Below are 12,491 nucleotides of genomic sequence, written 5' to 3'. Positions count from 1 at the left end.
ACAGTTTAGGAGGGACACGTATGGCTATAACAAAGGATGAATCCGCTTGGCCGATCATAAGCCTTAGTTTGGGGGAGGCGTTTGATCAGGAGACAGTAGAAGAATATATCGCTTATTGGGAAGAGCTGCTCGCGCGCCGATCTGCCTTCGGCCTGCTGATGGTGCATTCTGCTGAGAAAAACACACGTCCAGAGCGTGCGGTCACACAGCTGTATATGAACTGGTGCAAGATGAACAAGCGGGAAATCGCCCAATATTGTTCAGGCATCGCGGTCGTAATGCAGAATGCTAAGTTACTTGCTGTCTACAAGCCAGTTACAGCGTTGTCCACTAAAAGAACCTACGGCTGCCCCGGAGGCGCTTTCTCCGGAGAGGCTGAGGCGATAAGGTGGCTGGAGGAGCAGTTGACTAAGGCACCCTCGGGTACGAAAACCTAATATAGCTGCCCATAATTTGGGGATACACATTTAAGCTTTCTTCACCCTTTTGGGTGGGGAAGGTTTTTTTGTCTAGAAAGATAAGAATCCGCCAACCCCTTACAACCAACGTGTCAGAGTAAGCTTTTTGAAATATAAATGGGGTGTGTTAGATGAAGATAAATAATAATTATTTGAAAGAAGAATTAAACCAAGAAGTTTGTAGAGGAATTAGGTTTTCAAACATTAGAGGATGATCTCTAGCCAATGGTTATTTCAAGTGGTCGAAGAGATGATGGACTTCTTTATTATTGACTTGCTGAAGTTACCTGATGACCTACCAATCCTAATAGATTTAGGAATAATGCCTGAATTTATATTACCGTTTATCCCGGAAGAGAGAATGCACTAAGCTGGGCATCAAAACCATAGAAAGAACACCAAACATGAGCGTAGAAGAACAATTTAGGTTAGTTCGTGAACATTTTAAAATGTAGGGATGACCGAAAGGTATACCTACTCAAAGAAACCATTCCTTTGTCAGGGATGGTTTCTTCATAACTAGAAAAGTACACAGGTGTGCCCGTATAATAAATAGGAGTAAGTAATTGGCAGTAGACTGATAATGAGGGGAGAGAAGACATGTTTTTCTTTAAGAAAAATAAAGGCATCACCAAAGAGGAGCTGCAGGCCCTGGTTGAAGGCTTGGAGCAGGCTTATATGGATAAGGATGAAGAAGGTTTGAGCAAAAGATTTCATCCAGATAAGAGGGGAATGTCCTTTTTAAATCATTTTCAATTAATGATGACATTTCAAATCTATAATATAAAATCTGAAATTCTCGAATTTGAATTGCTGTCAATGGATGCCACTAAAGCAGTCTTTACATACACTCGGAAGCACATTCATACCTGTATCAACCCCGCCGATGAACGTGAGGAAAAAAGAAATCAAATAATCAGTTATTACGTTGAGGCTGTGAAGGAGAATGGTTCAATTTGGATTACGAGGTACAGCCCTTATAGCACGATTTATGTAGATAAGAAGGGTGATTTCCTTAGTGGTGTGGATGCGGTCATTCCTCCTGGAGAAGAGATCAATTCAGGCATTGCGCGATTCATCCCGTATTTTCAACTTGATAGCTATGTACCTGCAACCTTCCATGTCTACAGTAACAGTCAATTTATCGGATATTATCCGCTGGGAGAATACCATCGGTACGAACCTTCGCATACGTTCACGATTAATTATTTTGATAAGATAGAGGCATCTTCTGTAGAGAAGCATACAGCGGATTATATCTCCCAAGAGACCTTGTTGACCGCTCAAGTACTGCATCAGACTGATAATAGCTCTATAGTGGAGACGCAGTTGATGAACAATAATGTATTAGAGCATGAACTTGTTACCAGCCTGCTTACGAAGGATGGGTTCTATATGATTAGATTTCTGTATGACAAAGGGGAGCCGATCCCGCCAGAGGAGCGAGAAAAGTGGAAGCGTGAGATGGTCACTTTAATAGAAAAAGAGCACAGCAGTTAACACAGAAACTTGCCGTTACAGACAACACGCGAACCGTATCCTAAGTAACGATAAGTTTTTTTGGTAATAATGAGAGAAAAGGAGAGATGGAAATGTCCTATATCGTTGATTTTAAAAATGTGTCTACGGTTGGGTTAGAATCTTCACCTGTAGTAGATGCACTTGCTGGTCTGCGTGCTAATGAGGCCCGTTACTTTATGAACAAATACAAACATGAGTTTACGGTTGTACAAGCCAGCAAAAGTCAGGAGACCCTTGATTATGTGAACCGAATTTTAAAAGAAGAACGTGATATTGAGTTTGCGGCCAAGCCTTTAGAAACGTCGCGTTTTCAAGTGGAAAACATTAAATTTGCTTATGTCTTTTATGAGGATGGTCTTGCAGTCAACGTTATGTATACGGTGGATGACCCTAAGAAGCGGGCTGTTGGTTTTAAGCTTTCTGAGGGGATGGAGATCCCAAAGGAGCTTGAAGAGAAGTTTAAGTTTGCTAGGCAGAAGTCCAAGTTAGCCGGAACAATTCGGGGTTCGTTTTTTGTAATTAAAGGAGAGTATTAAGGTTAGCAAAATTGCAACTTAATCAATGAGAGGGCCATCCTGTAAAAGGATGGCCCTAAATCTTGCCGATATAGATAATTTGCGTAGGTTATCTATGGGAATGGACTCTCATTCAAGAGGCCGAATTTGTTATATAGAGCAACGAAAACTGGAGTTGCGAGCGTACTTCATAATTATTTTGCATGAATAGCTGGAACGGTGAAATGTACGGTATAAATCCCGTAGAAAAGAGCTGAGGTGGCTGGAACGGTAAAATGTACGGTATAAATCCCGTAGAAAAGAGCTGAGGTGGCTTGGCTATATCGACTTGGTTGGAGACTCTCCGGGGGCATCAGATTTGATTCATTCAAATGTGTTCGACAAGTCACCTATCATTTGACAATGATAATGGTTATCGTTTACGATTTTGGTTTGTATAGGGATTTGCAGCTGCAATGGGTTAGCATGCTTTTGGACTTGGGAGGTTTAACATTGAATTGGGAAGAATACATCCAGGTATGGGACGCTTCATGGATTCAACTGGTGGATATTCGCCAACATGTGATACGTAGACAGAGTAAACAGCAACATATACTCCCAGCTAGTTGTTTTATATTTGTCGTGCGGGGGCAAGGTGCGATCTGGTTGGATGGTAATCGGCATTCCTTAGAACGATTCTTTGTTTTACATGCGGGAAAAGGAAGTAACATCAAGTTCGAGGTTGGACATGAGGATGTCACATACTATTACATTTTATATAGAGGTAGTATTTCTACTAAAGCTAGTAAAACAATATTGAAATCCTATCATATAAATAACCCTTTTCATCTGCAATATGCATGTAAACCAAATTCTCCGGTTGTTTTATACCGTCATGCGGAATCGATGTATGAGGAATGGAATCGCAGACCGGCTATGGAACGGTTCCAGGCGAAAATCCAGTTTTATCAGTTTGTATATACACTTGTCCAGCAGTTACAGCTTCAAGGAGTTGCCCCCAAAGAAATAGATTTAGTGGAACAGATCATTCAATACATTCACAAACATTATTATGAACCTATTTCACTTGAATCTATGGCAGAAGTATGGAATTATAGCATTCAATACTTATCGAGGCAGTTCAAACGCCGTACAGGGAGAAGTCCCATTGAATATGTAATTCAGACCAGGATGGCTAAAGCGAAGGAGTTACTGATTCAAACCGATGCCACCGTACAGGAGATTGCTGTAAGCGTAGGTTATAGTGATGTCTTTTATTTTACCCGTCTGTTTAAGAAGCAGGTTGGGACAACGCCAGTTCAATACAAAAATAAGGTGAAGTCAGGTTTGATCGTTTCAGATAGTCCATGGCAAGAGTTCTTATCCTCCATGGGCAAATATTCTTCTGCTTGTTATATTGATGATGATAATCATTATCAACTAAAACTTGAAGGGGATAAACAGATGTTAAAGGGGATCGAAACGAAAAAAGGATTAATGCTAATGCTTGTGCTTACACTGTTACTTACAGCTTGCGGAAATGGGAACACTAGCCGTAATAGCAATGCGGGAGCAGAACCAACACAAAGTAAACCTTCCAATCAGGCCATTGAAAATACGGGTTTACGGAAAATAACAACGGTCATGGGGGATGTTAATGTTCCAGCCAATCCCCAACGTGTTGTAGTTGATTGGGATTTGGGACCAGTCTTAGCAGTTGGGGTAGTACCGGTTGGAGCATCAAATACCCAACTGGAGTATTCTCAGTTTCTCAAACCTTTCTTAGATGAGACGGTACAAGATATAGGGGCGGAAGGAAGTATTTCTTTTGAAAAAGTATTAGAGCTAGCGCCAGACGTCATCATAACCTGGAATAAAGATGCTTATAGTAACTATTCTAAGATCGCACCGACCGTATTATTTGATACAAGTAAATACGCAACGATTCAAGAAGAGATTACAGCTATGGGAGAAATTCTGGATCGAGAAGAAGAGGCTAAACAGTTTGTGGCAGATTTCGAAAAACGTAAAATAACTGCCCGCGAAAAAATTAATAATGTACTTGCAAAAGATGCAACTATTTCTATCGTAGATTATATCACCGTAGAGAAATTTTTAATGGTCATTGGTAATCAGGGTGAGAGAGGCGGCAGAGCTACTTACGATATTTTGGGTCTGAATCCCGCTCCAAAAGTTCAAAGTGAAATCATTGATAAGGAAATGAGCCGGGTTGAGGTTTCTTGGGAAACGGTAAATGATTATGTAGGTGACTACGTTATTGTCCTTACCGTAAAGGACAAAGAACCGCCTAAGTTGCCAGCAACATGGAAGATGTTGGATGCAGTCAAAAACAATCGAATGATTGAGATTGATATGGAAAAATATTTTGCAGCAGATTCATACTCCTCCTTGTTACAAGCTGAAGATATTGCCGACAAATTATCGAAGCTGGCTTCATCAAAATAACCTTATTGGGTTGAACCTACCTGAAGCCATCTAAATATAAAGACGAAGCCTATTTGGCTTCGTCTTTTGTAGTTTTGCATACCCTTTTACAAATGAACTATTGCACCGAAAGTACAGTCTCCAGCTCAGGGATATATTCCTTGACCATATTGTTGTCTTCCCACAGTCCTGTAGTCCCAGCTGGGGCTTGACCTTCTGATACGACTAAGTATGGTTTGATGGTTACGGTACTCGGTACAGTCTTGAAGGGTTCAAAACGAATATTATAAGATTCGCTTAAGGGTTGAGCACCAACGGGCTTCAGTTGAACGCCACGTTCATCCACAATGTCAAACTGAAGAGCGATGACGCCCTCGTTAGCACCCTTATATTTCGAAGGGATAGAAGCGAGCATTTCTTCTACGCTCTGGCCAGGTTTGGTTTTGTACTCAACGGAGACCTGGGTTGTAATTGGGGTGATTTCCACCTTACTGATCTGCAAGTTAATGTTATCATGATGCTTGGTTTCCTCTGAAGTTAGAGTGGTAAAAGGCGTTGATTTTGTAACGGGCAGAACGAATTCGAACGGGACATCGTAACCCTTTAACGTTACATTTACAGTCAAGTCAAACTGATCAGGGAACTGGACCGTCTGTGTTGTTGTACTCGGCTCATAATAAGTGTTCAAAACCTGAACCATTATGCTGGAAGCAGCCTCACCATCCATGTGTTCGTAACTCCAGAGCAGAGGTTGACCTTTATAGAGAACCTCAAACGTATCCACCGCCCCTTTATTGGCATCTGAAGGCGGCGAATTGGGCTCCGAAGCCAGACGGTTTCCAGGAGTGGTTAGGTTCATAAGAATTCGGGTTCCGTCAAATAACAACGTTGGGATATTCATGGTCACATCGCTATGGGTCACGCTTTGGTTTACGTTTGTGATGAAATCCTCGGCTTGTTGAACACCGGGATCTAAGTTTTTTTCGCCCCATAATGAATAGATTTGTCCCAAAACCGGAATTTGCTTGAGTGCACCAGCCATTGCGGGCGATACAAAGCCGGAAGCGAGGACTGTAACTCCAAGAATTGCAGCGGCTGCAGTGGAAATCAACCACTTATTAAAAGTTTTGGATGCATCCATCTTTCTCTGAATGGGGGAAATGGAATTATCGGTCTCCCTGATGATTTGGTAAGTCTCATTCAGTTTGGAGCGGGCAATATCCGATAACTGAGCGGGAAGTAGGCTTTGGCAGTTCTTTAACTGTTCTTCTAACTTAGTGTTTACCATGTCGCAGCTCCATTTCTTGATTGAATTGAGATGAATGCTTTAGCTTTTTGCGGGCGCGATGCAGCCGGGTCTTCACAGCAACCGTAGAAATTTCGAGAATGTCGGAAATTTGACGGATCGGCATGTCCTGTAGGTAGTGAAGGTGAATGACAATCCGGAGGTTCTCCTCAAGATGTTGAACGGCATCCCATAATTCGATTTTCTCATAATCCTTGGAAGTGGAAGGGACTTCGGGAAGCTCTCCATAAGGGAGGGCTCTTGAGTTGTTTTTGAGCATTTTATTGCATTCATTAATCAGAATCCGGAAGATCCACGTTTTGAAAAAAGCGGGCTCTCTGAGTGTATGGATGTTCTTAAAGGCTTTAAGCATCGTCTCCTGCAGGGCATCTGCACAATCTTCTTCTTTGTTGACGATGGACCTTGCAGTTCTGTATAAAGGTAACTCTATCTCCTGCATCAACTGCACGAATGCTTCAGGGTCTCCAGCTTTGGCTTTGACGACAATAGGATCTATATGCAAAGATTTACCTGCTTTCTTGACTAGAAGTCTTAGGATGTTCGTAACGTTACTTAAATATTAGATCGGGTAGGTAGCTAGAAGGTTACCACAAACATGATTCCATTCTCCGCATCTCGCAATGCTAGCAAGGTGAGAAATTGGTTTTTTTTCACAAAAAAATCGCCGTTCAAATTCCCTGTCAGGAATCGGACGACGATTTTCAAAAGCTAGTCAGTCAGTTAGTCAATCAATCAGTCAATCAATCAATCAATGATATAAATGACCCATTCCCCTTGATCGGTTGGCCGAATAGCGTATAGCATTTTTACATTTTCAACTGTCTTTGCGGCCATATCCAAGCGTTGTCCGGTCACCGTTATATTTACCTGATGTTCGTTGGGTAACATGGAATCGATGCTTTCGATGTCTGTGAATTTGTACTGATATTGTTCGTCATAATAAGGTTCCATAGCATCTGCTAGTTTTTTGTTTACGAACCCGGATTGGAAAAGTGTGTGGTCATGCTCAACCAAAGCAGTTAGGTTTTTTTCCAGCACTTCAAGTGCGGGGAGATCATACTCTGTCAATTGATCTGAATATGATTTCAGATTTATCGACAATTCTGCTTTAAAGCTGGTTTCATTTGGCTGCTTGGGTTCTGTGTTTTGCGGCTTCTGCGTATTCATCGCTGGACTTTGGGTTGGCGTATTTGCTCCTGTGTTCGGCTCCTCGATGGGTTTAACATCCCCTGCACATGCTGCCAGAAAGATTAAAGACATCAACATGAGCATTCTTGCAATAGTTTTTAACATCTAACCCCACCTTTTTAAGGATATGTTAGTTAGTCGCGAGAAAATATGGAGAAGTTTCAAGGGCTGAATGAAGCCCGAAAAAGCGGATTAAATCGCTAGTTTTTGTGGATCATCTACAGAGTAACGTCCGCTTACCGCAAGCATGATTGTAGAAATAATGACGAGTATGAAACAGAGCACAAATGAATACCGGTACCCAACAACACTAGCTAATAACCCGCCAACAAGACTGCCAATCAGTCTGCCGATTGTGGATGAATTAGAGTAGAGCGTGGATGCATACCCAGGCATGTTTGGAAGCAGATCCTGAATGTAGCTAATGCCAATCGCTGAAATAACGGCAACAAAAAAGGCAAGCAAAATTTGGGCTGCAAGCATTTGCCACATCGCGCCTGAAGTAATGACAACGAGATAATAAGCTCCTCCGAAAATGGCTCCGCACATCATCAGGATTCGGTTACTGTATTTCGCACTAAGTAGTCCCAGCATGATCATAAAAGGAATTTCCAGCGCAGCACAAATACTGCTGACTAAACCAACATCGCTTGTTGTTCCCCCTAGATTGTTGGTAATAAAGAGGGCAGTATTGATGCTACTCGTCCAGTGGGCTACATACATGAGTATCATAATCAGAAAAGGAAGCAGAACATTACGGTTCTGACCCAACCGGAAACTTTTTACTTTTACTTCTGCAGTACTGCTTTTCACTTCTGTATTTGATTTCAGGAATAGCGAAATAAGTAAGGCAACCAGCAGGAATACTCCGATGGTGCCCGAGAAAATCCCCTTAAACCCAACAGCAGCAATTAGCAGAGTACCGATTAAAGGACCTGTAATAAAGCCGAGAGAGAAAGCAGAACGCAAGGTAGAATTTGCAAATGCAGTATCCGTAAAATCGCTCTTATTCACTGCTTCTCTAGCTATGGCGAACAATTGAGGCATCCCTGGTGCACCGAGGGCGGTGAACACAATCATGTAGATGAATAAGATCGTAAAATCCCCAATGAGCAAGTATCCGCTATAAGCCAGAGCATTACAGAGCGTGGAGACAAGGTAAATGTTTCTTCGATTTAAGCCGAGGTCAGAGCGTCTTCCGATTAGTGTACTGATCCATATCCCGGCAATTAACGTGGTGGCCAGAAAAACACCAAACAGCCCGACAGATACTCCAAGCTGTTCCGTAAAATAAATGGATAAAAAGGGTGCGCTGAGTGAAATCCCCATCCCCTGCAGTAACATACATAAAAAGAGTAAGCCATAAGAGGGAATCGAAAATAGTGCAGTTAGTCGTTTGAACATGTTGTGAAAGTACTCCTCTATATTTGTTTAGATATTTCATAAAAAAAAGCCGTTGAAATGAATTCCAACGGCTTTTTGTATGCTTGTTTTTTTCAAGACCTTATTCAACATCATAATTGATCAGAAAGAATAAGTCTATACTTTCGGCTGGATTTTATTTACTATTGTGAAGCCGGCAAAACCTAATAAATGGAGTGTTGTTAATGGACGTTACTTGTCATCTCGATAAGGCTGACTTACAGGATTATATTAGTAGGGTTTTTGGCAGCAGTTATTTCGTTGCTCGTGTTTCGCGCATGCATGGCGGCGCACAAAAGGTGGTCTACAAGATTGAGTGCAGTAATGGATTTTCCTGCGTTTTGTATGTGTGGGATCTTTCTATGAATTATTTTAAAGAAGAAAAAGCAAATGAAGATATAAATGAACAATCCTATGGAAGTCATTTATTCGAATTAAATAACAGGTACTTAACACAACATGGAATTCAGACCCCTGCTCTTTATGATCTGAATAAGGCAAGAGATCGTTACTCTTTCGATTATGCTCTGGTTGAATATATAGATGGAAGAATGGCAGAAACCTATTTTCATCATCCCGAGTTACGTGTTCAAGATAAAGTTTTTAAGCGTGTGGGGGAAATGCTTACTGCTATGCATACCCACGAGAGGCATGTTTTTGGGAAAGCAAATGCTAACGAGAGCAGCATGGGGCAATGTCATTTATTACAAATGGAAAATGCGAAAGTGCAGCTAGCCTATGCCTCCCAACATATTGAGAAGATCAGGTCTAATCAAAGTAAACTGCTCGATAAGTTGTACGAGCTTGAATCAAAAATTCAACCCAGACAGCAATATGGGTTTATTCACGGGGAACTGGGTCCTGACCATGTTATGGTTAACGATAAACTGGAACCTTTCTTGATCGATATCGAAGGAGCAATGTTTTATGATATTGAGCATGAACATAGTTTTTTGCAGATGAGATTTGGGGATTTCTACCGGTACTTAAAGAACGATGCTCTGGATCATGATAGGCTGTTATTTTATCAATTCCACCATCATGTCTCCTTAACTTCAGGTGGATTAAAGCTGCTGCATAGAGGATTTCCTGATCAACAATTCGCCCAAGGCCTAGCTGATTATCAATCGGAACGCGCGCTGAGGTTTATCGAAGGATGAACTAAACAAGGCCTTTGAATTGATAACCTACTGCCATGTCCTTGAAAGTAACCTATTAGCCTTCTTCACCCTTTAGGGTGGAGGAGGTTTTTTCGGTATACAACTACAAGGCATAATAAAAGACCGCATCCACTGAAATTGCTTCCAGAACTGGCGGTCTGATGTCTTCGTTATGAATCAATCTTTATCTGAAGGGTTAGTTAATGAAATTTAACGGTCTTGATGCGAGCCTCTTCTTCATAGCTAAGTGGTTTCGGAGATTGCGGAGTGTGCAGATGGCGCTCCACGGAGTACTCCATTTTCCGGTAGTCCTCATTACCTGTATTCAATGTTGGATTCCAGTTTTCTGTCACCCAATTTTTAAGTTCCTTAAGTCCTGCTAGCATTTCCTCCAGCCTCCTTTGGCGAAGAAACAAAATAGATTTTGTTGTTCTTTGTTTACGCTTTCATTATAATCCTAAACTCCATTTTTTAAAAGGTGTGTCCGTCTGAAAAACACAGATTATTCAGTGAACATTGTGTGTTATTTAGGTTTTGTGCTTCATCTGGAGAGAAGTGTCTCCCTGTAGGAGACACTTTTAGTGAAGCTGAAAGGATACTCATTAGTACCACCTTTTTAAATTATTTTACATCCGTATATCCAACAAATACTGCCCTGAAGAAATAAATTTAGGGTGGAGAATTTACAGGATTATTTTCTAATGAATATGGAAAAATAAATGATTATTAGCTGCGAGTTGCACTGAAAACCATTATTTTGCTAATCATAAATAAGATTGGTGGAAATAAATTTTATTTTTCTAAAAATAGAGAAAATAATTTACAAAAGCAAAATATAATGATATTTTGTTTATGTAGAAAAGAAACCGCTCACAACTTAAGGGGGATTAACAATGACACTCACAAAGTTCCACGGAATTATACCTGCCTTTTATGCCTGCTATGACGATCAAGGAAATATTTCGGAATCCCGGACGCATGCTTTATGTGATTACTTATTTGAAAAAGGAGTTCAAGGTGTATATGTGGGAGGCAGCTCAGGAGAATGTATTTACCAGAGTCTCGACGAACGCAAAGCGGTACTAAGCTACGTAGCTAGTAACCTGAAAGGTAAAATGACACTGATTGCCCACGTGGGTGCCCCTTCCACTAGAGATAGTATTGAGTTAGCGAAACATGCTGCAACCTTAGGATACGATGCATTATCCGCAATCCCGCCTATATATTTCAAGTTACCTGATAGTGCAGTCTATAAATATTGGAGCGAGATTATGGAGGCAACCCCTCTAAGCTTCATCATCTACAACATTCCTCAGACTACTGGATATACACTGACTCCGTCCCTATTTGAGAAGCTGCTTGCGAACAAAAAGGTGATTGGTGTGAAGAACTCCTCCATGCCGACTATGGATATTGAAAGATTCAAAAGAGTGGGTGGAAAAGATGTAGTGGTATTTAATGGACCGGATGAACAATATGTTGCGGGAAGAATCATGGGAGCGGATGCGGGAATCGGTGGAACCTATGCGGTTATGCCTGAGCTGTTCCTGCAAGCAAATGAATTTGTTAAGGCTGGTAAGTTCGAAGAAGCTGGACAAATTCAAAGCGATATCAACGATATTATCATCGCCCTTTGTTCGCTCAAAGGTGCCATGTATGCCGGAATAAAAGAGATTCTAAAATTAAGAGGCGTAAACATTGGTAGCGTAAGAGCACCGCTTGAGGCAGTAGCCGCTGAAGATGCTGGTCCGATCGCAGACATTATGAAATTGATTGATCAAGCTATTGAAAGATATTGCGGTTAAGACAAATGAAGAAATCCATCGTATGCTTTGGCGATTCTAATACTTGGGGCTACGACGCAGAGACAGACCGCAGATTTAAGGATGATATTCGTTGGACGGGAATTCTTCATACAGAATTGGGTGACGCCTACCGTATGATCGAAGAAGGGCTTCCCGGCAGAACAAGTGTCAGTGAGGACCCTCTATTTGAAGGACTTTCTGGAATTTCCTATATCTATCCCTGCCTAATGTCACATTCGCCATTAGACTTGGTTGTGATCATGCTTGGGACCAATGATACCAAAGAAAGGTTTGGATTAACTTCTTATAACATCGCACAAGGTATTGTTAGACTGGCTCTTAAAGCTAAAGGTAGCGGTGCAGGACCTGAGGGGAAGGCTCCAGAGGTTCTAGTAATCGCGCCCCCTCCGATTGGAGCAGAGTATATTCATACCCCTATTGGCAAACCAATGGGTAGCGGATGTAGTGAGAAGTCTATGGAGCTCGCTGAGCATCTTGCAGCTTTGCTAACGGGAACTGGTATCCACTTTGTAGATTCCAGAGACCATGTATCGATGAATGAAATTGATTATATGCATCTTGATCCGCAAGGACATCGCAACATGGCCGATTTAGTGCAATACCATGCTAAACGGATTTTAAATTAAAGGTTCTATGCTTTCGAAGCGAGTTTTGTACGAAGAGATTCAGAG

At 41.5% G+C, this 12,491-nt stretch carries 13 protein-coding genes; 7 read left to right on the top strand and 6 right to left on the bottom strand.

Going from position 1 to position 12,491, the window contains the following annotated elements; translation table 11 throughout:
- Nucleotides 1-20 precede the first annotated feature (20 nt).
- The 3 genes from MHI25_RS25560 (at nt 21) to MHI25_RS25550 (ending at nt 2,515) form a co-directional block, all read left to right on the top strand.
- The gene (locus MHI25_RS25560; RefSeq protein ID WP_339244773.1) at nt 21-437 is read left to right on the top strand and encodes a hypothetical protein; all 417 of its coding nucleotides are present in this window, start codon (nt 21-23) and stop codon (nt 435-437) included.
- A 621-nt stretch (nt 438-1,058) separates the two neighbouring features.
- On the top strand, nt 1,059-1,958 hold the full coding sequence (locus tag MHI25_RS25555; protein ID WP_076186413.1) for a hypothetical protein: 900 nt from the start codon (nt 1,059-1,061) through the stop codon (nt 1,956-1,958).
- A gap of 92 nt (nt 1,959-2,050) precedes the next feature.
- Nucleotides 2,051-2,515: a phage tail protein gene (locus MHI25_RS25550; protein WP_340394568.1), complete on the top strand. Its 465-nt coding sequence runs from the start codon at nt 2,051-2,053 to the stop codon at nt 2,513-2,515.
- 173 nt (nt 2,516-2,688) lie between these two features.
- On the opposite strand, the gene MHI25_RS25545 is transcribed toward MHI25_RS25550, so the two are convergent.
- A complete protein-coding gene (locus MHI25_RS25545; RefSeq protein WP_340394567.1) occupies nt 2,689-2,865 on the bottom strand; it encodes a hypothetical protein in 177 nt (58 codons plus the stop codon).
- A 121-nt stretch (nt 2,866-2,986) separates the two neighbouring features.
- On the opposite strand from MHI25_RS25545, the gene MHI25_RS25540 reads away from it, so the two are divergent.
- Nucleotides 2,987-4,939: an AraC family transcriptional regulator gene (locus tag MHI25_RS25540; RefSeq protein WP_340394566.1), complete on the top strand. Its 1,953-nt coding sequence runs from the start codon at nt 2,987-2,989 to the stop codon at nt 4,937-4,939.
- A gap of 97 nt (nt 4,940-5,036) precedes the next feature.
- Here MHI25_RS25540 and MHI25_RS25535 read toward each other — a convergent pair whose 3' ends face one another.
- From MHI25_RS25535 to MHI25_RS25520, 4 genes are all read right to left on the bottom strand, one after another.
- Complete coding sequence (locus MHI25_RS25535) at nt 5,037-6,206, bottom strand: DUF4179 domain-containing protein (RefSeq protein WP_340394565.1); 1,170 nt, start codon at nt 6,204-6,206, stop codon at nt 5,037-5,039.
- Entirely contained in the window at nt 6,193-6,726 is a 534-nt protein-coding gene (locus MHI25_RS25530; protein ID WP_076129163.1) for a sigma-70 family RNA polymerase sigma factor, read from the bottom strand. The genes MHI25_RS25535 and MHI25_RS25530 overlap by 14 nt, the downstream gene beginning before the upstream one ends.
- 242 nt (nt 6,727-6,968) lie before the next feature.
- Nucleotides 6,969-7,517 (bottom strand): hypothetical protein, encoded by a 549-nt coding sequence (locus MHI25_RS25525; RefSeq protein WP_340394564.1) that lies wholly within the window; start codon nt 7,515-7,517, stop codon nt 6,969-6,971.
- An 87-nt stretch (nt 7,518-7,604) separates the two neighbouring features.
- A complete protein-coding gene (locus MHI25_RS25520; protein ID WP_052097297.1) occupies nt 7,605-8,816 on the bottom strand; it encodes a sugar efflux transporter in 1,212 nt (403 codons plus the stop codon).
- 248 nt (nt 8,817-9,064) lie between these two features.
- On the opposite strand from MHI25_RS25520, the gene MHI25_RS25515 reads away from it, so the two are divergent.
- The gene (locus MHI25_RS25515; protein WP_340395709.1) at nt 9,065-9,994 is read left to right on the top strand and encodes a phosphotransferase; all 930 of its coding nucleotides are present in this window, start codon (nt 9,065-9,067) and stop codon (nt 9,992-9,994) included.
- 200 nt (nt 9,995-10,194) lie between these two features.
- On the opposite strand, the gene MHI25_RS25510 is transcribed toward MHI25_RS25515, so the two are convergent.
- A complete protein-coding gene (locus MHI25_RS25510) occupies nt 10,195-10,380 on the bottom strand; it encodes a hypothetical protein (RefSeq protein WP_036679656.1) in 186 nt (61 codons plus the stop codon).
- A gap of 507 nt (nt 10,381-10,887) precedes the next feature.
- Between MHI25_RS25510 and MHI25_RS25505 the strand changes: the two genes are divergently transcribed.
- Together MHI25_RS25505 and MHI25_RS25500 are read left to right on the top strand one after the other, a co-directional pair.
- A complete protein-coding gene (locus MHI25_RS25505; protein WP_038573110.1) occupies nt 10,888-11,799 on the top strand; it encodes a dihydrodipicolinate synthase family protein in 912 nt (303 codons plus the stop codon).
- 5 nt (nt 11,800-11,804) lie between these two features.
- A complete protein-coding gene (locus MHI25_RS25500; protein ID WP_076186401.1) occupies nt 11,805-12,446 on the top strand; it encodes an SGNH/GDSL hydrolase family protein in 642 nt (213 codons plus the stop codon).
- The last annotated feature ends 45 nt before the right edge of the window (nt 12,447-12,491 follow it).

Origin of the sequence: Paenibacillus sp. FSL E2-0177, from assembly GCF_037992975.1 — a bacterium.
GTDB classification, from domain to species: domain Bacteria; phylum Bacillota; class Bacilli; order Paenibacillales; family Paenibacillaceae; genus Paenibacillus_AQ; species Paenibacillus_AQ odorifer.
Note: the sequence above shows the minus strand (reverse complement) of the source record. Positions and strands in the feature narration are given on the sequence as shown.